Below are 21324 nucleotides of genomic sequence, written 5' to 3'. Positions count from 1 at the left end.
GGGGGACCGAGCATACGCAGAAAGGCCACACCTGCCAAGGTAGCCCAGGCCCCAGCTGTCAAGACCTCTAGCGTACGACTTTCAGCCAGTCGCCCGGTTTTGGCTGACCAGTTGGATACAAGTCATTCAATAAACGTATACGATTTATCGAGTCAGATTCCGGACCGGATTCTGCCTTCGCGAACTGCTCGACAGTCTGCCCGGATTTGACCTGAACGACGGCGATCCGGCGCGGTTGCGCGAGTTTCTGCTCGTCGGCACGCATGGGTCGGAAGCTGCGGATGACCTGCATGAAGTGATCGTCCTCGCTCTCCAGCGAGGCGCGACCTTTGACCACACCGATGAACAGGTAGGCGTGGTCCTTCTGGTAGACCACGGCCGCGCGACGGGCCGGATTGCCGGGAACCACGCCAGTGGCAACGTCGAGGCCGTTCTGCTGGAAGCTTTCTTCGTTCGATAACCGCCCGCCAGCCCCCTTGCGCAGGTATTCCGCCGGAGTCAGCTGGCCATCGCGCGGTACCAGCTTCATGCCGATGTAGGCCTGCTGGTCGGCGGTGTAGCCCACCAGCGCGGTCGGCTGGTTGAGGATGCCCCAGCCGGCCGGGTAGGTCAGGGTGAAGTCCAGTTCCGAGTGGTAGAAGCTCTGCCCGCGGCGCACGCCGCTGGCGGCGGAATCGCCGAAGGGCATGCCGTCGATGGCTTTCAGGTAGCGCTCGGCAGCGACTTCGCGCTGGCCACTGCCGGCCAGGGCCTGGGCCGGGCCGAGGACCTGCTTGAGGCGCTCATCGTTGTCCGGGTGGGTGTCGAACAGCCCGTGGTAGCCGACCGGCTGGGCCGCCTGGCCCTTGCGCGCCGCCTCATCGCGGGCGAAGTCTTCCTGGTTCTTCAGCACCCGCACCACCTGGATCATGGCGGTCGGGTCGTAGCCGGCGCGGGCCAGGTACTTGGCGCCCAGGCCGTCGGCCTCCAGCTCCATGTCGCGGCCATAGCCGCGCACGAAGGCGGTGCCGAGCACGTTGGTGAGGTCGGCGGCAGCGCCGACACCGGTGCCAAGGGCCACGGCCTGGCCGAGGATGCTCCAGGCGCTCGACTGGCTCTGCTGCTTGACGCTATGCCGCGCGGTCACGTGGCCGACCTCGTGGCCGAGCACGGCGGCCAGCTCCGCCTCCGAGCCCAGATATGCCATCAGCCCGCGGTGGATATAGATGTAGCCGCCGGGCAGGGCGAAGGCGTTGATGTCGGGGGTGTCGATGACCGTGAAGTGATACTGCAGCTGCGGCCGGTCGCCGGCGCGGGCGACCCGCTCGCCAACCTGCTGGACGTAGGCCTGCAGCTTGGCATCCTCATAGCGCGGGTACTGCTTGGCGATTTCCTGGCTGTACTTCTGGCCCATCTCCAGCTCGCTCTGCTCGCTCATCATCACGAAGTCAGACTTGCCGGTGGCCGGGTTGGTGGCGCAACCGCCGAGGACGCTCAGCAGCGCCAGCAACACCAGGATTCCGAACGAGCGCACGCTCATGGCAATACCTCCATCATCGCCGGGTCGGTTACAGGCAGCATCCAGCGCGCCTGTCCGGTTTTCACTCCACCGCGCTCGGCACGGTCGATGACCCAGCCGCGCGCTTCTATTTGTCGACCCTTCAGCTCACGCAGGGTTGCATCGTCGAACTGCCTCAGGAGTCGGGGCTCAATGCGTAGCACCAACGGGCCGTCGAGATCGATCCACAGACCACCGCGATTGCGTTGTACCTGTTCCACCCGTCCACGCACCACCGCAAAGCCGCTTTCGTGAAGCTGTTCCGCCACCTGCACCGGAGATTTTCTCCACAACCCCCGCTGGGCGCTGCGCGCCTCGCGCTCGGCGGCGCGCTGGCAGGCGGTGAGATCCGTATTGGGGGCGATAGCTACAAGGTAGCCCAGGCCTTCGGCGAGCAGGCGGGATTCGAGGTTGTTGCCGCGGGCGTCATAGGCGTGGGCCAGCGTGCGGCCATACTTGTCCTTGCCCTGCTGGCCGGTAACCAGGCCGACCTCGCCATCATTGGCCGCCACCAGCTCCTGCAGGCGACGCTGGGCGGCAACGGCAAAGGGTTCTTCGGAGCGGCCGTGATGGGCCAGTTCCGGGGCGTTCACACCGATCAGGCGGACGCTGCGGCCGTCGGCCAGCTTCAGCGTGTCACCGTCCACCACCCGTGCCACGCGTACCGTTTCCGCTGACGAAGGCTTCGGGCAGGCGGCGGCGCTGGCGTCCAGGGAAAAAAGGACAGCCATAAAAAAGGCGCCCACGAGGGACGCCTTTTTCGAGATGCCGTAAAAAACCATGAAGGTTCTTTCCGGAAATCGATCTTACTTCTTGCCGCCGAACATGGCGAAGCGCTGGTTGAAGCGATCGATACGGCCGCCGGTGTCCAGGACTTTCTGCTTGCCAGTGTAGAACGGGTGGCATTCGGAGCAGACGTCCAGGTGGATGCCTTTGCACAGGGTCGAACGAGTTTTGATCACGTTGCCGCAGCTGCAGGTGGCTTCGATGTCTTCGTACGCGGGATGGATTTCCGGTTTCATGGTCTCTTCCTCTCAGTGGTGTGCCGCCACCCAGTCTCTGGCAGAAGCCGAGCCACGGTCATCAAGGACCGCGGGCGGGATCTTTTACCGGGCACCGCACGGAAATTAAGGGCGTGGATCATACCAGAGAACGCTTTCAACGCAAGATCAGGCATGACCGACCGTCGCATTGCCCATGCTACCATCCAGCGCTCCCAGCCGCCCCGGAATCCGTCGCGTGCCCACACCCGCCATCCTGCGTCTCGCCCTGCCCTCGCCGCTGCGCCGCCTGTTCGACTACCTGCCTCCGCGCGGGGTCGACGTGACGCGCCTGCAGCCGGGCGTGCGCCTGCGCGTGCCGTTCGGCCGGCGGGAGATGGTCGGTGTGCTGGTGGAGCAGGTGGAAACCTCCGACGTGCCGGCGGACAAGCTGCGCCCGGCCCTGGCGGTGCTCGACCGCGAGCCGCCGATGCCGGCGCACCTGCTGGAGTTGTGCCGCTGGACGGCGCAGTACTACCAGCACAGCCTGGGCGACACCTTCTCCTGGGCGCTGCCCAACCTGCTGCGCCAGGGCGACCCGGCCGAGGCGCGCCAGCAGCGCTTCTGGCACGCCGAACCCGGTGCCCGCGAGGAAGACCCGCGCCTGGCCCGCGCGCCGCGCCAGCGCGAGACGCTGAAGATCCTCAAGCAGCACCCCCATGGTGTCGCCCACGACCTGCTCAGCCAGTTGCAGATCAACAAGGACAGCCTCGACCTGCTGCAGGAAAAAGGCCTGGTCACCCTGGAAGTGCGCGAGCACAGCGTGCCACCGCACCATGGCCCGTGGCTGGCGCAGGCGGAACTGCCACTCAACGCCGAGCAACGTGCCGCCTTCGAAGCCGTGCGCGCCGGCTTCGGCAGCTTCCACAGCTTCCTCCTGGCAGGCGTCACCGGCAGCGGCAAGACCGAGGTCTACCTGCAACTGATCCGCGAAACCCTGGAGGCCGGCAAACAGGCACTGGTGCTGATCCCCGAGATCAACCTCGGCCCGCAGACCCTGAGCCGCTTCGAGCGCCGCTTCAACGCGCGAATCGCCCTGCTGCATTCGGCGCTGACCGACCGGGAGCGGCTGGACGCCTGGCTGGCGGCTCGCGACGGCGAGGCGGACATCATCATCGGCACCCGCTCGGCACTGTTCACCCCGCTGAAGAATCCGGGGCTGATCATCATCGACGAGGAACACGACGCTTCCTATAAACAGCAGGAAGGCCTGCGCTACCACGCCCGCGACCTCGCCGTGGTGCGCGCGCGTCTGGAGAACGTGCCGATACTGCTGGGCTCCGCCACGCCGGCGCTGGAAAGCCTGCACAACGCCCAGAGCGGCCGCTACGGCCTGCTACGCCTGACCCAGCGGGCCGGCGGCGCGCACCAGCCGAAGTTCCACCGCCTGGACGTGAAGAGCCTGCCGCTGGATTCCGGCATCTCCATGCCGTTGCAGCGCTCGATCAAGGAAACCCTGGCCGCCGGCCAGCAGGTGCTGGTCTACCTGAACCGCCGCGGCTTCGCCCCCACCCTGCTGTGCCACGACTGCGGCTGGATCAGCCAGTGCCCGCGCTGCGATGCGCGGATGACCGTGCACCAGGGCAGTGGCGAACTGCGCTGCCACCACTGCGACCACCGCGAGCGGCCGCCGCGCAACTGCCCGAAATGCGGCACCGTGGACCTGCGCCCGGTCGGCGCCGGCACCGAGCGCGCCGAAGAGCGCCTGCGCATTCTCTTCCCGGACTACCCGGTGCTGCGCATCGACCGCGACAGCACCTCGCGCAAGCACGCCATGCGCGACCTGTTCGCCACCATCAACAAGGGCGAGCCGTGCATCCTGGTTGGCACGCAGATGCTCGCCAAGGGGCACCACTTCCCGCGGGTCACCCTGGTGGCGATCCTCGATGCCGATGGCGGGCTGTTCTCCGCCGACTTCCGCGCCAGCGAGCGCATGGCCCAGCAGATCGTCCAGGTCGCCGGCCGCGCCGGGCGCGCCGAGGAGCCGGGCCGCGTGCTGATCCAGACCCATCTGGCCGACCACCCGCTGCTGGTACAACTCACCGAGCAGGGTTACTTCGCCTTCGCCGAGCAGGCCCTCACCGAGCGCCGCTCCGCCGGCCTGCCGCCCTTCTCGCACCTGGCGCTGCTACGCGCCGAGGCGCACAAGCCAGGGCAGGCCGAAGGTTTCCTCGACGAGGCCTGCGCCGAGGCCGAGCGTCTGCAGGCCACCCTGGGCCACGACGTGGAACTCCTCGGCCCGGTGCCGGCGCCCATGGAGCGTCGCGCCGGTCGCTATCGCGCCCAGTTGCTGCTGATGAGCACGGCCCGCGCACCGCTGCACCGTCTTCTCACCCCCTGGCTGCAGACGCTAGAGGGCATGCCCAGCGGGCGCCAGGTACGCTGGTCGCTGGATGTCGACCCGATCGATCTGTTCTGACGGCCCTCTTTTATTCCCAAGAACCCGTCCGCCGTGCCGGAACCGTCCTACATTGACTTCCATCAGCCGCGACGGATGGCACAGCGGCGAGACTGAACTCGGAGCGCTCTGCGGTTGGCAAGCCATGCCCAGCCACGGATAATGCGCGGTTCTGAGCCCGATAACCGGTCGCGCGCGCCGGATGCACGCGAGCACGGAGAAAACCATGAAAGACACGATTCGCCACCTGATCCAGCAAGCCCTTGTCAGCCTCACCGAAGACGGCACCCTGCCGGCCGGCCTGACGCCCGACATCCAGGTGGAGAACACCAAGGACCGAACCCACGGTGACTTCGCCAGCAACATCGCCATGATGCTGGCCAAGCCCGCCGGCATGAAGCCGCGCGACCTGGCCACCAAGCTGGTCGAGGCGCTGCCGCAGAGCCCGGAAGTGGCCAAGGTCGAGATCGCCGGCCCCGGCTTCCTGAACTTCTTCCAGGACCAGGCCTGGCTCGCCGCCAGCCTCGACAAGGCCCTGGCCGATGAACGCATCGGTGTGCGCAAGGCCGGCCCCGCGCAGCGCGTGGTGGTGGACCTGTCCTCGCCGAACCTGGCGAAGGAAATGCACGTCGGCCACCTGCGCTCGACCATCATCGGCGACGGCGTCAGCCGCGTGCTGGAGTTCCTCGGCGACACGGTAATCCGCCAGAACCACGTGGGCGACTGGGGCACCCAGTTCGGCATGCTGCTGGCCTACCTGGAAGAACAACCGGTGGACGCCCAGGCCGAACTGCACGACCTGGAGGTCTTCTACCGCGCGGCCAAGCAACGCTTCGACGAGTCCCCCGAGTTCGCCAACCGCGCCCGTGAGCTGGTGGTGAAACTGCAGGCCAACGATCCCAAGTGCATGGCCCTGTGGACCCGCTTCAACGACATTTCCCTGTCGCACTGCCAGAAGGTCTACGACCTGCTGGGCGTGAAGCTGACCATGGCCGACGTGAAGGGCGAGAGCGCCTACAACGACGACCTTGCGCAAGTGGTCGCCGACCTGACCGCCAAGGGCCTGCTGGTCGAGAGCGACGGCGCCCTGTGCGTGTTCCTCGACGAGTTCAAGAACGCCGAAGGCGAGCCGCTGCCGGTGATCGTGCAGAAGGCCGGCGGCGGCTACCTCTATGCCACCACCGACCTGGCTGCCATGCGCTACCGCCACAAGGTGCTGCACGCCGACCGCGTGCTGTACTTCGTCGACCAGCGCCAGGCCCTGCACTTCCAGCAGGTGTTCGAAGTCGCCCGCCGCGCCGGCTTCGTCCCGGCCAGCATGGACCTGGAGCACATGGGCTTCGGCACCATGAACGGCGCCGACGGCAAGCCGTTCAAGACCCGCGACGGCGGCACCGTGAAGCTGATCGACCTGCTGATCGAAGCCGAGGAGCGCGCCTACACCCTGGTGAAGGCCAAGAACCCCGACTTCAGCGAGCAGGACCTGCGCCAGATCGCCCACGCCGTTGGCATCGGCGCGGTGAAGTACGCCGACCTGTCCAAGCACCGCACCAGCGACTACAGCTTCAACTTCGACCTGATGCTGAGCTTCGAGGGCAACACCGCGCCGTACCTGCTGTATGCGTACACCCGCGTGGCGAGCATCTTCCGCAAGCTGGGCAAGGGTTATGACGAAGTCGGCGGCAAGATCGTCCTGCAGCAACCGCAGGAAATCGCCCTGGCCGCTCAGTTGGCGCAGTTCACCGACCTGCTCAACAACGTGGCGATCAAGGGTGTGCCGCACATCCTCTGCGCCTACCTGTACGAGCTGGCCGGCCTGTTCTCCAGCTTCTACGAGCACTGCCCGATCCTCACCGCCGAAGACCCGGCGCAACAGGAAAGCCGCCTGCGCCTTGCCGCGCTGACCGGCCGTACCCTCAAGCAGGGCCTGGAGTTGCTGGGCCTGGAAACCCTGGAGCGCATGTAAGCACCCATGGCGAAGAAGAAACCCGCTCCCAAGCGCGGCGCCAGCCGCTACCAGGCCCCGGCCAAGAAGAGTTCGGTCCCCGGCTGGGTATGGCTGGTGGCCGGCCTGGCCATCGGCGGCTTCATCATGTTCCTGATGAAGCTGGAGCCGGGTCGCAACGACGTCAAACGCGAGAAGGCGGAGGCGCCCAAGGCCGTAGTCGGTTCCAACAAGCCCTCCGGCACTGTGCAGTCGCAACAGCCGGCCGCGCCGACGGGGGTGAAGCCCAAGTACGACTTCTACACCCTGCTGCCAGGCTCGGAAGTCGCCGTGCCGCCAGAGGCCGTGCCGCCACCGGCCAAGCCGACTCCGACGCCGACCGTGGTCGCCACCAAGGAAGAAGCCGAGAAGATCGACACCCAGCGTGCCCTGACCGCCCTGAGCGGCCAGACTCCGCCACCGCCCGCAGTGGTCAAGCCGGCAACCCCCGCCACGCCGCCAGCGACCCAGGTCGCGACCGCGCAGAAGCAGGCGCTGCCGCAGGCTCCGGCCAGCGATACGGCGCCAGCCAAGCCGACACCGCCGCCGGCCGTGGCCGCCACGCAGTACTACCTGCAGGCCGGCTCGTTCCGTAAGCAGACCGACGCCGACCACCTGCGCGCGCAGATCATCATGATGGGCCAGAACGCCCGCGTGGAGTCCGGTACGGTACGCGACGAAACTTGGTACCGCGTCATGGTCGGCCCCTACGGCGACCGTGCCAAGGCCTCCGCCGCGCAGAAGCAACTGGCCGGCAACGGCTTCAGCAACCTGCTGTTACAGCAGCGCCAGACCCGCTGATTCCAAGGCCCGCACCGACGAGTGGCGCGTGAAATGCGCACTGCTCGTCCGGTGCAGGACTTGAACCCCGCCGACCGAGTCCCCATCTGACTCTGCATTCGGGCACATCGCCCCGCTAGTGTGGAGTAAGACCCTTGACCACCATCGTATCTGTCCGCCGTAACGGCAAAGTCGTCATGGGCGGCGACGGCCAGGTTTCCCTGGGCAACACCGTGATGAAAGGCAACGCGAAGAAAGTCCGCCGCCTGTACCACGGTGAAGTACTGGCCGGCTTCGCCGGCGCCACCGCCGATGCCTTCACCCTCTTCGAACGCTTCGAGCAGCAGCTGGAAAAACACCAGGGCCACCTGGTGCGCGCTGCCGTCGAGCTGGCCAAGGACTGGCGTACCGACCGCTCCCTGAGCCGCCTGGAAGCCATGCTGGCCGTGGCCAACAAGGACGCATCCCTGATCATCACCGGCAACGGTGACGTGGTCGAACCCGAGCATGGCCTGATTGCCATGGGCTCCGGTGGCGGCTTCGCCCAGGCGGCCGCCATGGCGCTGCTGCAGAAAGCCAACGACGAGATGAGCGCCCGCGAGATCGCCGAGACCGCCCTGAACATCGCCGGCTCGATCTGCGTGTTCACCAACCAGAATCTGACCCTTGAGGAGCTCGACAGCGCCATCTAAGCGCTGTCGTTCCGGAGTAGCCCGTCAAATGTCCATGACTCCCCGCGAGATCGTCCACGAACTCAACCGCCACATCATCGGCCAGGACGACGCCAAGCGCGCCGTCGCCATCGCCCTGCGCAACCGCTGGCGGCGCATGCAGCTGCCGACCGAACTGCGCGCCGAAGTGACGCCGAAGAACATCCTGATGATCGGCCCGACCGGCGTCGGCAAGACCGAGATCGCCCGTCGCCTGGCCAAGCTGGCCAACGCGCCGTTCATCAAGGTGGAAGCGACCAAGTTCACCGAGGTCGGCTACGTCGGCCGTGACGTCGAGTCGATCATCCGCGACCTCGCCGATGCCGCGATCAAGATGCTCCGCGAGCAGGAAGTGCAGAAGGTCAAGTACCGCGCCGAAGACGCCGCCGAAGAGCGCATCCTCGACGCCCTGCTGCCGCCGGCGCGTACCGCCGGTTTCGGTGACGAGCCGGCCCGCGAGGACTCCAACACCCGCCAGCTGTTCCGCAAGCGCCTGCGCGAAGGCCAGCTGGACGACAAGGAAATCGACATCGAGGTCGCCGACATTCCTTCGGGCGTGGAAATCATGGCCCCGCCCGGCATGGAGGAGATGACCAACCAGTTGCAGAACCTGTTCTCCAACATGGGCAAGGGCAAGCGCAAGAGCCGCAAGCTGAAGGTCGCCGAGGCGATGAAGCTGATCCGCGACGAGGAAGCGCAGCGCCTGGTCAATGAAGAAGACCTCAAGGCCCGCGCCCTGGAAGCGGTGGAGCAGAACGGCATCGTCTTCATCGACGAGATCGACAAGATCGCCAAGCGCGGCAATGTCGGCGGCGCCGACGTCTCCCGCGAGGGCGTGCAGCGTGACCTGCTGCCGCTGATCGAGGGTTGCACCGTGAACACCAAGCTGGGCATGGTGAAGACCGACCACATCCTGTTCATCGCCTCGGGCGCCTTCCACCTGTCCAAGCCTAGCGACCTGGTGCCGGAACTGCAGGGCCGCCTGCCGATCCGCGTCGAGCTCAAAGCCCTGAGCCCGAGCGACTTCGAGCGTATCCTCAGCGAGCCGCATGCGTCGCTGACCGAGCAGTACACCGCGCTGCTGAAGACCGAAGGGCTGGACATCGAGTTCGCCGCCGACGGCATCAAACGCCTCGCGGAGATCGCCTTCCAGGTCAACGAGAAGACCGAGAATATCGGTGCCCGGCGCCTGCACACCCTGCTCGAGCGCCTGCTCGAAGAGGTGTCGTTCGACGCCGCGGACCTGGCCAGCGAGCACAGCGGCAAGGCCATCGTGATCGACGCGGCCTACGTCAACGGCCACCTGGGCGAACTGGCCCAGGACGAGGACCTGTCGCGCTACATCCTGTAAGCGGATCGACGCCACAGCGACGGGACGCCTCAGGGCGCCCCGTTTATTTTCAGCCGGCGCTACAATGCCGGGATCGCCGTTCAGGAGCCGTCCATGCGCATTCCTTCCGCCATCAAGCTGCACAAGGCCTCGAAGAAGCTTTCGCTGACCTATGGCGACCAGTCCTACGATCTGCCCGCCGAGTTCCTGCGCGTGCATTCGCCATCGGCGGAAGTCCAGGGCCACGGCAACCCGGTGCTGCAGGTGGGCAAGCTGAATGTCGGCCTGAGCAACCTGGAGCCGGCCGGTCAGTACGCGCTCAAGCTGACTTTCGACGACGGCCACGACAGCGGACTGTTCACCTGGGACTACCTCTATGAGCTGTGCGTGCGCCACGACGAGATGTGGGCCGACTACCTCGCGCAGCTGGAGAAAGCCGGCAAGTCGCGAGACCCGTCGGAGTCCGTGGTCAAGCTGATGCTCTGAGCCTCCCCGCGCCACTGCTCTTCTGCAGGAAGGGGAACGCCCAGTCCTCGTTCGCGAATAGCCCCGCTGCTGAATCGGTTCGCGAGCAAGCTCGCTCCGATAGGTCGTTCGCCCCGCTCCCACTCCATTCTTCGCACCAACCTTCGTCGGGCAATCGCCCAGGGCACGCCATTTGCAACATTCCTCCGGCAGACTGCTGTTCGCGTGGCCGCCGTCAGGGAGTTGGCGAGATGCCCCCGCTCTAGGGCGCGTTTTCTAACTTTTCCCGACATACTCCGAGGAGAAGGCCCACGCTGCACCAGCTTGCGCGGCGAAGGAAACTCGGGTAACCAAGGCAGTGCAATGTACGGAGTTACAGTGCACAGAGCGTGGTCTCCTGAACTTCCAGTGATGCCGCCAAGTAGATGAATCGCGTGGAGCTGTCTCCACGTTCCGCAACCCCGAGCAGTACTTGGCCTCATGTCACGAAGGTGAGCCCCGCCAGTATGCGTCTCAGGACAATGGAGCGTCGCCGATGACCCAGAAGAACAACAGCGATCTACCCCAGCAAGCCGCGGAAAACACACTTGCCCTGAACCCGGTGATCGGGATTCGCGGCAAGGATCTGCTCACCTCTGCCCGCATGGTGCTGCTGCAAGCGATCAAGCAGCCCTTCCACAGCGCCAAGCATGTGACCCACTTCGGCCTCGAGCTGAAGAACGTGCTGCTCGGCAAGTCCGAACTGAAGCCGTCGGACGACGACCGCCGTTTCAACGACCCGGCCTGGAGCCAGAACCCGCTCTATCGCCGCTACCTGCAGACCTACCTGGCCTGGCGCAAGGAGCTGCACACCTGGATGGGCGAGAGCGACCTGTCGCCCCAGGACATCAGCCGCGGCCAGTTCGTCATCAATCTGATGACCGAGGCCATGGCACCGACCAACACGCTGTCCAACCCGGCAGCGGTCAAGCGCTTCTTCGAGACTGGCGGCAAGAGCCTGCTCGACGGTCTCACCCACCTGGCCAAGGACCTGGTGAACAATGGCGGCATGCCCAGCCAGGTGAACATGGACGCCTTCGAGGTCGGCAAGAACCTGGCCGTGACCGAAGGCGCCGTGGTGTTCCGCAACGACGTGCTGGAGCTGATCCAGTACAAGCCGATCACCGAGAGCGTGCACGAGCGCCCCCTGCTGGTAGTGCCGCCGCAGATCAACAAGTTCTACGTCTTCGACCTGTCGCCGGAGAAGAGCCTGGCGCGCTTCAGCCTGCGCAACCAGATCCAGACCTTCATCGTCAGCTGGCGCAACCCGACCAAGGCGCAGCGCGAGTGGGGCCTGACCACCTACATCGAGGCGCTCAAGGAAGCCATCGACGTGGTCCTGAAGATCACCGGCAGCAAGGACCTGAACATGCTCGGGGCCTGCTCCGGCGGCATCACCACCGTCACCCTGCTGGGCCACTACGCGGCGCTGGGCGAGAACAAGGTGCACGCCTTTACCCAGATGGTCAGCGTGCTCGACTTCGAACTGGACACCCAGGTCGCCCTGTTCGCCGACGAGAAGACCCTGGAAGCCGCCAAGCGCCGCTCGTACCAGTCCGGCGTGCTGGAAGGCAAGGACATGGCCAAGGTGTTCGCCTGGATGCGTCCCAACGACCTGATCTGGAACTACTGGGTCAACAACTACCTGCTGGGCAACGAGCCGCCGGCCTTCGACATCCTGTTCTGGAACAACGACACCACGCGCCTGCCGGCCGCGCTGCACGGCGAGCTGGTGGAGATGTTCAAGACCAACCCGCTGACCCGCCCCGGCGCGCTGGAAGTCTCCGGCACGCCGATCGACCTCAAGCAGGTCACCTGCGATTTCTACTGCGTGGCCGGCCTGTCCGACCACATCACGCCGTGGGAAGCCTGCTACCGCTCCGCCCGCCTGCTGGGCGGCAAGTGCGAATTCATCCTGTCCAACAGCGGGCACATCCAGAGCATCCTCAACCCGCCGGGCAACCCCAAGGCACGCTTCATGACCGGCCCCGACCTCTCCGTCGACTCCAAGACCTGGCAGGAAAACTCCAGCAAGCACGCCGACTCCTGGTGGCTGCACTGGCAACAATGGCTGGCCGAGCGCGCAGGCAAGCTGAAAAAGGCACCGACCGTCCTGGGCAACAAGGCCCACCCGGCTGGCGAAGCCTCCCCCGGAACCTACGTACACGAACGATGAAAACAGAACTCCTCCCGCAAGCCGGCGCCGTGGACGACGCCAACTCCCCAGAATCGTCGACGGCCGTGGAAGTGGCCGCGCCGACGAGCCGGCGCGCACGCAGCAAACGCAGCGGCGAGGAGATCCTGCCGAGCAAGGCGCCGGCGGCGCAACCCTTCGAGTTCCGCACCATCGAACTCGACGGGCAGACCATCCGCACCGCCGTGCGCCCGGGCAAGAAGCACATGACGCCGCTGCTGATCTTCAACGGCATCGGCGCCAACCTCGAACTGGTGTTCCCCTTCGTCGCCGCGCTCGACCCGGACCTGGAGGTGATCGCCTTCGACGTTCCCGGCGTCGGCGGCTCGTCCACACCCAGCACGCCGTACCGCTTCCCCGGCCTGGCCAAGCTGGCCGCGCGGATGCTCGATTACCTGGACTACGGCCAGGTGACCGCCATCGGCGTGTCCTGGGGCGGTGCCCTGGCGCAGCAGTTCGCCCATGACTATCCCGAGCGCTGCAAGAAGCTGATCCTCGCCGCCACTGCCGCTGGCGCGGTGATGGTGCCGGGCAAGCCCAAGGTGCTCTGGCGCATGGCCAGCCCGCGGCGCTACATCCAGCCGTCCTACGGTGTGCACATCGCGCCGGACATCTACGGCGGCGCCTTCCGCCGCGATCCCAAGCTGGCCATGGCATTCGCCAGCAAGGTCCGCTCGTCCGGCAAGATGGGCTACTACTGGCAGCTGTTCGCCGGCCTCGGCTGGACCAGCATCCACTGGCTGCACAAGATCCGTCAGCCGACGCTGATCCTCGCCGGCGACGACGACCCGATCATCCCGTTGATCAACATGCGCATGCTGGCCTGGCGCATCCCCAACGCCGAGCTCCACGTGATCGACGACGGCCACCTGTTCCTGGTGACCCGTGCCGAAACCGTGGCGCCGATCATCATGAAGTTCCTCCAGGAGGAACGGCAGCGCGCTGTCATCCACCCCCGGCCATTCACTCCCAAGGCCAGCTGACGGATCACGGCTTCGTCACAGTTCGAGGTCATCCTGCCTTGACCGATCGCTATGCAGGCACTTTTTTTAAAGAGCCGAACAACAAACAGGCGTGTTCACGGGTATCGACACGTAGCGCCTGAATCGGGACAGCGCTGCGGCCCCCCTCACCGGTGTCCGCAGGGCAACCCGGCTGCTGATCCGCTGCCCTGTTTTCGGGCAGTTTCCTCTCGCGTCGATACCCGTGCACATCCCTCGAACCGGCGACAAGCGTCTGGAACGGGCTCCTCGCGAGTCCGGTACAGCCCTTGCTTCGCCTTCGGCAGGTCGGACCCTTTACGGAGTGCTGTTCATGCGAGAGAAAGCTGAGCCTGGTAGCGTCCCCGTTCCCACCCAATACATGAATGCGCAGAGTGCGATAGTCGGCCTGCGCGGCAAGGACATGCTGTCCACCCTGCGCATGCTGGCGCTGCAGGGCGTGCGCCAGCCGATGCATTCGGCGAAGCACCTGGCGGCGTTAGGCAAGCAGGTGGGCAAGGTGCTGATCGGCGACTCGCCGCTGCAACCCAACCCGCAGGACGCGCGCTTCCAGGACCCGTCCTGGCGGCTGAACCCGCTGTACCGGCGTACCGTGCAGGCCTACCTGGCCTGGCAGAAGCAGCTGCTGGCGTGGGTCGACGAGAGCGATCTGAAGCCCGACGACCGCGCCCGCGCGCGGTTCCTGCTGTCGATCCTCTCCGACGCCGCCTCGCCGTCCAACACGCTGCTCAACCCCCTGGCGGTGAAAGAGCTGTTCAATACCGGCGGACAGAGCGTCCTCAAGGGCGTGCAGCATCTGCTCGACGACCTGATGCACAACGGCGGCATGCCCAGCCAGGTCAACCGCAGCGCCTTCGAGATCGGCCAGAACCTGGCCACCACGCACGGTGCCGTGGTGTTCCGCAACGAGGTACTGGAGCTGATCCAGTACAAGCCGATGGGCGAACACCTGCATGCCAAGCCGCTGCTGATCGTCCCGCCGCAGATCAACAAGTTCTACATCTTCGACCTGTCGCCGGAGAAGAGCTTCGTCCAGTACGCCCTGAAGAATAACCTGCAGGTATTCATGGTCAGCTGGCGCAACCCCGACGCGCGTCATCGCGAATGGGGGCTGTCGACCTACGTCACGGCGCTGGATGAAGCCATCGAGGCGTGCCGCTCCATCAGCGGCAGCCGCAGCGTCAACCTGATGGGCGCCTGCTCCGGCGGGCTGACCATCGCAGCCCTGCAGGGCCACCTGCAGGCGCGCCGGCAGCTGCGCAAGATCGCCAGCGCGACCTACCTGGTCAGCCTGCTGGACAGCCAGGTGGAAACTCCCGCCGCGCTGTTCGCCGACGAGCAGACCCTGGAGAGCAGCAAGCGCCGCTCCTACCAGCACGGCGTTCTCGACGGCCGTGACATGGCCAAGGTGTTCGCCTGGATGCGCCCCAACGACCTGATCTGGAACTACTGGGTCAACAACTACCTGCTGGGCAAGCAGCCGCCTGCCTTCGACATCCTCTACTGGAACAACGACAACACCCGCCTGCCCGCCGCGCTGCACGGCGACTTCCTCGACTTCTTCAAGCACAACCCGCTGGCCCGCCCCGGCGCCATGGAGGTCAACGGCAGCGCCATCGACCTGAAGAAGGTGGCCGTGGACAACTTCCACGTCGCCGGCATCACCGACCACATCACCCCGTGGGACGCGGTGTATCGCTCGGCTCAACTGCTGGGTGGCGACAGCCGTTTCGTGCTGTCCAACAGCGGGCATATCCAGAGCATCCTCAACCCGCCGGGCAACCCCAAGGCCTGCTATTTCGAGAACGGCAAGATTAGCTCCGACCCGCGCGCCTGGTATTACGACACCAAACGCCAGGAAGGCAGCTGGTGGCCGCTGTGGCTGGAGTGGATCCAGCAGCGCTCGGGCGAGCGCCGCCCGGTGAGCTTCGAGCTGGGCAACGCCGAGCATCCACCGAAAGAGGCCGCGCCGGGAACGTACGTGCACGTGCGCTGAGCGCGGCAACCCGATACGGGTTGCCCGCCCCACCTCCACAGCTGGCACCGTAAAGGCTCTTGCAGGATGGGGGGACGCAGCGCAAAGAACGCTCCGTGCAGAAGTTTGCCGCGCAGCCATTGGCAGCCACCCTCCCCACGGCTATCGTCGGCTCCACCGCGGCTGGAACAAGAACACGGATGAAAACGCGCGACCGGATTCTCGAATGCGCCCTGCAGCTGTTCAACGAGCAGGGCGAGCCCAACGTTTCAACCCTGGAGATCGCCACCGAACTGGGCATCAGCCCGGGCAATCTCTATTACCACTTCCACGGCAAGGAGCCGCTGGTGCTGGCGTTGTTCGAGCGCTTCCAGGACGAACTCGCGCCACTGCTCGACCCGCCCGAGGACGTGCGGTTGGGCGCCGAAGACTACTGGCTGTTCCTGCACCTGATCGTCGAGCGCCTGGCGCACTACCGCTTCCTCTTCCAGGACCTCTCCAACCTCTCCGGAAAGCTGCCCAAACTGGCCCGCGGCATGCGCGCTTGGCTCAACCAGCTCAAGCGCACGCTGGCCACCCTGCTGGCGCAACTCAAGGCGCAGGACGAACTGCTCAGCGATACCGAGGCCCTCGGCCAACTGGTCGAGCAGATCACCCTGACCCTGCTGTTCTCGCTGGATTACCAGCGCATCCTCGGCCACGAGGGCGATGTCCGCCACGTGGTGTTCCAGGTGATGATGCTGGTGGCGCCGCACCTGCGCCCCGACTCGCAGCTGATCGCCGAGCGCCTCGCCAAGCGCTACCTCGCCCCCTGACTTTTCCCCGCAAGCTTTTCCCTTGGGAGAATGAAAACGCCCGGCACGAGGCCGGGCGTGGGTGTTGCAACAGACCGGTCAGGCCTGGGACGACGGCGTTGCCGGAGCGGCAGCGGACGGCGTCACGGCCGGCGCGGCGGCAGGGGCCGACGGTGCCGGGGTGGCGGCCGGAGCGGTTGCCGGCTTCGGAGCAGCCGGCTTGGCGGCGGCCTTGGGTGCAGCGGGTTTCTTCACGGCGGGCTTCTTCGCCGCGGCCGGCTTGGCTGCAGGTTTCGCAGCGGCAGGCTTGGCGGCAGCAGCCGGTTTCGCCGCAGGCTTGGCTGCCGGCTTCGCAGCGGCTTTCGCAGCAGCGGGCTTGGCGGCCGGTTTGGCAGCAGGCTTGGCCGCGGCCTTGGCAGCCGGTTTCGCGGCAGGCTTGGCAGCAGGTTTCGCAGCAGCCTTGGCAGCCGGCTTCGCAGCGGTTTTCGCGGCGGGCTTGGCAGCCGGTTTGGCAGCAGGCTTCGCAGCGGTCTTGGCCGCCGGCTTGGACGCTGCGGTCTTCACAGCGGGTTTCGCGGCTGCTTTCGCTGCGGGTTTGGCGGCGGCCTTGGCGGCCGGTTTGGCGGTCTTGACGCTGACGCCGGTGAGTTTCTCGATCTGCTTGGTGAGGCTGTCGACCTTGCTGTGCAGATCCTTCACTTCACGGCTGCTCGGTACGCCCAGGCGCGAAATCGCGCTGTTCAGGCGCTTGTCGAAGGCCTCTTCCAGCTCGCCCCACTTGCCGATCGCGGCGCCCTTGACGGCATCGACGCGCGCCTTCGCGGAACGGGTGGAAGTCTTCACCGCACCCTCGACTTCGGTCTTGGCCAGTTTCTCAGCCTTCTCGCCGTCCTTGACCAGGGTCTCAAACACCTTGCTGCCGTCCTTGCTGACCTTCGAGTAGGCCCCCAAGCCAGCCAGCCAGATCTGCCGCGAGTATTTCTCGATCTCGCCGATCCAACTGGACTCTTTTTTATCGGTAGTTTTTTTGCCAGCCATCCTGCTCTCCTTATTGGGTTCTCGCGACACGCTCGAGCACTGCGCTCAGCTCATCCAGCTTAGCAGAGAGCGCCTCCACATCACGCCTGGAGGGAATTCCGATTCGATTGAGGGCGGAGGCGACACGCGCATCGAACGCTTCCTCGATCCTGTCGAAGTTGAGCTTGGCTTTGACGCTGTGCAGGCGACCCTTGACGCTGTCGTTGGCGGCGTCGATCTGGGTGTTCACCAGGTCACGGCCTTTCTTCTCCACGGACTCGCCCGACTTGACCAGTTCCTTGAAGTACTCGCTGCCTTCCTGGCCCACCTTGGCGTAGGTGCCCAGGCCCGCGAGCCAGATCTGCCGCGCGTAGTGCTTGGCATCGGAGTAGAGGGAGGATTCGAGTTCTACGACTTTCTTCTTGCTGACAGCCTTGGCCATGGTGGCACCTCACAGGGTTCTGATTCGATGATGTCGAACAGCTGCCCGCGAAAGGCGGGACTGTGGGCCAAGGTATCGGGGAAAATTAGAAAACACATACCAGGCTTTGTAGGAAAGCCGGCGCCGCCCGAAAGCGGCCTGGCCCCGCAGGGAGCGGGGCCGCAAGGTATCAGGCCAGCGCCTTGTCCAGCGCGCGCTCGATCTCGCCCTTGAGCAGGCCGCCCATGGCCGAGAGCATCAGGCCCAGCTTCACGTCGACCGCGACCTTGTCCGCGCCCACTTCGATGCGCCCGTCCACGCCACTGCGCTTGAACAGCAGGGTGTCGCCCTGCCACTCGCTGCTCACGCCGTGCTCGCGGCCGAGCTTGTCGGCGAGCTTCTCCGCCTTGGCGCGGGCGGCTTCGAGGCCGAGGGAGTGGGAACGTTCGACGTGGATACGGGACATGCTGGAACTCCGCGAGTGACTGACTATCCAGATGATACGCGCCGCGCCGTATCGCCGCACCCCGGCATCCCTCTTGCGGCGGCGAGCGGGGCGGCGTTTTCTTCGCATCCTGTTAGAATGCCCGCCACTGACTTCCAGGGTAGAAACGCCATGAGCGAACCGCGCAAGCCCCAAGCCGGCCAGGACAGCGCCGATCCCACCACGCACTTCGGCTACAAGACCGTGCGCGAGAGCGAGAAGGCCGAGAAGGTCGCCGAGGTGTTCCACTCGGTCGCCGCCAAGTACGACCTGATGAACGACCTGATGTCCGGCGGCGTCCACCGTCTGTGGAAGCGCTTCACCATCGAGCTGTCCGGCGTGCGCGCCGGCAACCGGGTGCTGGACATCGCCGGCGGCACCGGCGACCTGACCCGCCAGTTCTCCCGCCTGGTCGGCCCGACCGGCGAAGTAGTGCTGGCCGACATCAACGCCTCGATGCTCAAGGTCGGCCGCGACAAGCTGCTCGACAGCGGCGTCGCCGGCAACGTCAGCTTCGTTCAGGCCGACGCCGAGAAGCTGCCGTTCCCCGACAATTATTTCGACGCGGTAACCATCGCCTTCGGCCTGCGCAACGTCACCCACAAGGACGAAGCCATCCGCTCCATGCTGCGGGTGCTCAAGCCCGGCGGCCGCCTGCTCGTGCTGGAGTTCTCCAAGCCCACCAGCAGCCTGCTGTCCAAGGCGTACGACGCGTACTCCTTCACCCTGCTGCCGCTGATGGGCAAGCTGGTGACCAACGATGCCGAGAGCTACCGCTACCTGGCCGAATCGATCCGCATGCACCCCGACCAGGAAACGCTGAAGTCGATGATGGTGGAGGCCGGCTTCGACCGCGTCACCTACCACAACATGACCGGCGGCGTGGTCGCCCTGCACCGCGGCATCAAGCCCTGATGACCCTGCTCCTGCAGGCCGCCCTGGCCAGCGCCGAAGCCACCGTCAACCGCGTGCTGCGGCTCGATGGCGTGGCGCTGAAGCGCCTTGGCCGGCTCGCCGGCAAGGTGCTGGAAGTGGACTGCCAGGCGCCCGCGCTCAGGCTGTTCATCCTGCCCGACGCCGACGGCCTGCACCTCGCCGCGCACCACGAGGCGCAGGCCGACTGCACCCTCGTCGCGCCGGCCGGCAGCCTGCTGCAACTGGCGCTGGCCAAGGACAAGACCCGTGTCCTGCACAGCCCTGAAGTGGCCATGGGCGGCGACAGCGCGATGCTGCTGGAGCTGGCCGATATCCTCCAGAGCCTGGAGCTGGACTGGGAGTATGAAGTCTCCCGCTGGCTCGGCCCGGTGCCCGCGCACCTGCTCGGCGCGCGCCTGCGCGGCGGCATGGCCTGGGCCGGCGACAGCCTGGAAAGCCTGCGCCTGAGCCTCGCCGACTACCTCGCCGAGGAGAGCCGCAGCCTGGTCGGCCAGCACGAAGCCGAAGCACGCTTCGCCGAGCTGGACCAGTTGAAGATGTCCCTCGACCGCCTCGACGCGCGGATCACCCGCCTGACCCAGAAGATCAAACCCGACGCATGAAGCTGCTCGCCTTCCGCCGCCTGCTGCGCATCCAGCGCGTAGCCATCCGCTACCGCCTGGACGACATGGTCCTCGAACTGCCCTTCCTGCCGTGGTGGCTGCGCCTGCTGGGCGGTTTGCTGCCCTGGCGCTGGCTGCCGCGCAAACCGCTGGGGCTCAGCCGGGGCGCGCGCATCCGGCTGGCGCTGGAAGACCTCGGGCCGATCTTCATCAAGTTCGGCCAGATACTCTCTACCCGCCGCGACCTGTTGCCCGACGACATCGCCCTGGAGCTGGCCTTCCTCCAGGACAAGGTGCCGCCCTTCCCGCCGGAACAGGCAGTGGCACTCATCGAACAGCAGCTCGGCGCGAAGATCGAGCAGGTGTTCTCCCGCTTCGAGCGCGAACCGCTGGCCTCCGCCTCGGTGGCGCAGGTGCACACCGCGCAGCTGAAGAGCGGCGAGGACGTGGTGGTGAAGGTCATCCGCCCGAACCTCGAGCCGGTGATCCGCTCCGACATCGCCTGGCTGCACATCCTCGCCCGCACCGCCGAGCGCATCTCCGCCGACGCCCGCCGCCTGCACCCGGCCGAAGTGGTCAGCGACTACGAGAAGACCATCTACGACGAGTTGGACCTGCTGCGCGAAGCGGCCAACTCCTCGCAGCTGCGGCGCAACTTCGAAGGTTCGCCGCTGCTCTACGTGCCCCAGGTCTACTGGGACTGGTGCCGCCCCAAGGTGCTGGTGATGGAGCGCATCTACGGCATTCCGGTGACCGACCTGGAAACCCTGCGCGACCAGCGCACCGACTTCAAGGCGCTGGCAGAGCGCGGTGTGGAGATCTTCTTCACCCAGGTGTTCCGCGACAGCTTCTTCCACGCCGACATGCACCCCGGCAACATCTTCGTCAGCACCCGCACGCCCTGGAGCCCGCAGTACATTGCGGTGGACTGCGGTATCGTCGGCAGCCTCACCGACGAGGATCAGGACTACCTGGCGCGCAACCTGATCGCCTTCTTCAAGCGCGACTACCGCAAGGTCGCCCAGTTGCACATCGACTCGGGCTGGGTGCCGGCGGAAACCAAAGTCAACGATTTCGAGGCGGCGATCCGCACCGTGTGCGAGCCGATCTTCGAGAAGCCGCTCAAGGACATCTCCTTCGGCCAGGTGCTGCTGCGCCTGTTCCAGACCGCGCGGCGCTTCAACATGGAAGTGCAGCCGCAGCTGGTACTGCTGCAGAAGACCCTGCTGAACATCGAAGGCCTGGGCCGCCAGCTCTACCCGGAGCTGGACCTGTGGACCACCGCGCAGCCCTACCTGGAACGCTGGATGCGCGAGCGCATGAGCCCCGGCACCCTGCTGCGCAACGCCCAGCAACATATCGAGCAGTTGCCGCACCTGGCGCAGATGACCCGCGAGACGCTGGAGCGGCTGTCCCACGATCCCGACCCGGACAAGCGCCTGGTCGTCGAAACCCGCGGCCCCGGCGCGGCCGCCTGGCCGGTGCGGCTGATCGGCGCGGTGCTGGTCGCCGGCGCCGCCGAAACCGGCCTCGCCACCCACAGCCTCGCCGCCTGGCCAGCCTGGGCGATGCTGGCCGGCGGTCTGTATCTGATTCTGCGCCGATAGCCAGTCGCCC

Annotated in this window: 19 protein-coding genes; 13 read left to right on the top strand and 6 right to left on the bottom strand. The window is 66.1% G+C overall.

Annotated features, from left to right (window positions below; translation table 11 throughout):
- Positions 1–67 precede the first annotated feature (67 nt).
- From A9513_RS29480 to rpmE, 3 genes are read right to left on the bottom strand one after another with little or no spacing between them, the layout of a single operon-like run.
- Positions 68–1513, bottom strand: a complete 1446-nt coding sequence (locus tag A9513_RS29480; protein WP_141678546.1) for a M48 family metalloprotease — start codon at positions 1511–1513, stop codon at positions 68–70.
- A gap of 2 nt (positions 1514–1515) precedes the next feature.
- A complete protein-coding gene (locus tag A9513_RS29475) occupies positions 1516–2319 on the bottom strand; it encodes a thermonuclease family protein (protein WP_065086264.1) in 804 nt (267 codons plus the stop codon).
- 24 nt (positions 2320–2343) lie between these two features.
- The gene (gene rpmE, locus A9513_RS29470) at positions 2344–2559 is read right to left on the bottom strand and encodes a 50S ribosomal protein L31 (protein WP_024766509.1); all 216 of its coding nucleotides are present in this window, start codon (positions 2557–2559) and stop codon (positions 2344–2346) included.
- 175 nt (positions 2560–2734) lie between these two features.
- Between rpmE and A9513_RS29465 the strand changes: the two genes are divergently transcribed.
- The 10 genes from A9513_RS29465 to A9513_RS29420 all read left to right on the top strand — a co-directional run bounded on the left by A9513_RS29465 (position 2735) and on the right by A9513_RS29420 (position 16268).
- Positions 2735–4996, top strand: a complete 2262-nt coding sequence (locus tag A9513_RS29465; RefSeq protein WP_141678544.1) for a primosomal protein N' — start codon at positions 2735–2737, stop codon at positions 4994–4996.
- A gap of 205 nt (positions 4997–5201) precedes the next feature.
- Entirely contained in the window at positions 5202–6941 is a 1740-nt protein-coding gene (argS, locus tag A9513_RS29460) for an arginine--tRNA ligase (RefSeq protein WP_037013402.1), read from the top strand.
- 6 nt (positions 6942–6947) lie between these two features.
- Positions 6948–7760 carry an SPOR domain-containing protein gene (locus A9513_RS29455; RefSeq protein WP_024766506.1) on the top strand — a complete coding sequence of 271 codons (813 nt, stop codon included), beginning with the start codon at positions 6948–6950 and terminating at the stop codon, positions 7758–7760.
- Positions 7761–7894: 134 nt separating this feature from the next.
- Positions 7895–8431 (top strand): ATP-dependent protease subunit HslV, encoded by a 537-nt coding sequence (hslV, locus tag A9513_RS29450; RefSeq protein WP_024766505.1) that lies wholly within the window; start codon positions 7895–7897, stop codon positions 8429–8431.
- A 28-nt stretch (positions 8432–8459) separates the two neighbouring features.
- Entirely contained in the window at positions 8460–9800 is a 1341-nt protein-coding gene (gene hslU / locus A9513_RS29445; protein WP_065086262.1) for an ATP-dependent protease ATPase subunit HslU, read from the top strand.
- Positions 9801–9893: 93 nt separating this feature from the next.
- Positions 9894–10265 (top strand): gamma-butyrobetaine hydroxylase-like domain-containing protein, encoded by a 372-nt coding sequence (locus A9513_RS29440; RefSeq protein WP_024766503.1) that lies wholly within the window; start codon positions 9894–9896, stop codon positions 10263–10265.
- Positions 10266–10779: 514 nt separating this feature from the next.
- Positions 10780–12459, top strand: a complete 1680-nt coding sequence (gene phaC / locus A9513_RS29435) for a class II poly(R)-hydroxyalkanoic acid synthase (protein WP_065086261.1) — start codon at positions 10780–10782, stop codon at positions 12457–12459.
- The gene (gene phaZ / locus A9513_RS29430) at positions 12456–13460 is read left to right on the top strand and encodes a poly(3-hydroxyalkanoate) depolymerase (protein ID WP_226045854.1); all 1005 of its coding nucleotides are present in this window, start codon (positions 12456–12458) and stop codon (positions 13458–13460) included. The genes phaC (A9513_RS29435) and phaZ overlap by 4 nt, the downstream gene beginning before the upstream one ends.
- Positions 13461–13791: 331 nt before the next feature.
- On the top strand, positions 13792–15474 hold the full coding sequence (phaC, locus tag A9513_RS29425) for a class II poly(R)-hydroxyalkanoic acid synthase (RefSeq protein WP_065086260.1): 1683 nt from the start codon (positions 13792–13794) through the stop codon (positions 15472–15474).
- 179 nt (positions 15475–15653) lie between these two features.
- The gene (locus A9513_RS29420) at positions 15654–16268 is read left to right on the top strand and encodes a TetR/AcrR family transcriptional regulator (RefSeq protein WP_024766499.1); all 615 of its coding nucleotides are present in this window, start codon (positions 15654–15656) and stop codon (positions 16266–16268) included.
- Positions 16269–16346: 78 nt separating this feature from the next.
- Here A9513_RS29420 and A9513_RS29415 read toward each other — a convergent pair whose 3' ends face one another.
- From A9513_RS29415 to A9513_RS29405, 3 genes are all read right to left on the bottom strand, one after another.
- The gene (locus tag A9513_RS29415; protein ID WP_038803501.1) at positions 16347–17285 is read right to left on the bottom strand and encodes a phasin family protein; all 939 of its coding nucleotides are present in this window, start codon (positions 17283–17285) and stop codon (positions 16347–16349) included.
- A gap of 10 nt (positions 17286–17295) precedes the next feature.
- Positions 17296–17706 carry a phasin family protein gene (locus tag A9513_RS29410; RefSeq protein ID WP_024767450.1) on the bottom strand — a complete coding sequence of 137 codons (411 nt, stop codon included), beginning with the start codon at positions 17704–17706 and terminating at the stop codon, positions 17296–17298.
- 169 nt (positions 17707–17875) lie between these two features.
- Entirely contained in the window at positions 17876–18151 is a 276-nt protein-coding gene (locus A9513_RS29405; RefSeq protein WP_024767449.1) for a polyhydroxyalkanoic acid system family protein, read from the bottom strand.
- A 150-nt stretch (positions 18152–18301) separates the two neighbouring features.
- On the opposite strand from A9513_RS29405, the gene ubiE reads away from it, so the two are divergent.
- Genes ubiE through ubiB form a run of 3 tightly spaced genes read left to right on the top strand, consistent with a single transcriptional unit; the run spans position 18302 to position 21314 of the window.
- On the top strand, positions 18302–19084 hold the full coding sequence (gene ubiE, locus A9513_RS29400) for a bifunctional demethylmenaquinone methyltransferase/2-methoxy-6-polyprenyl-1,4-benzoquinol methylase UbiE (RefSeq protein ID WP_037008118.1): 783 nt from the start codon (positions 18302–18304) through the stop codon (positions 19082–19084).
- Entirely contained in the window at positions 19081–19707 is a 627-nt protein-coding gene (locus A9513_RS29395) for an SCP2 domain-containing protein (RefSeq protein WP_226046547.1), read from the top strand. Before ubiE ends, A9513_RS29395 begins: the two co-directional genes overlap by 4 nt.
- Positions 19704–21314 (top strand): ubiquinone biosynthesis regulatory protein kinase UbiB, encoded by a 1611-nt coding sequence (ubiB, locus tag A9513_RS29390; protein ID WP_065086258.1) that lies wholly within the window; start codon positions 19704–19706, stop codon positions 21312–21314. Before A9513_RS29395 ends, ubiB begins: the two co-directional genes overlap by 4 nt.
- The last annotated feature ends 10 nt before the right edge of the window (positions 21315–21324 follow it).

Origin of the sequence: Pseudomonas sp. AU12215, from assembly GCF_001675465.2 — a bacterium.
GTDB lineage: Bacteria > Pseudomonadota > Gammaproteobacteria > Pseudomonadales > Pseudomonadaceae > Pseudomonas > Pseudomonas nitroreducens.
This window is presented reverse-complemented; position numbering and strand designations above follow the sequence as displayed.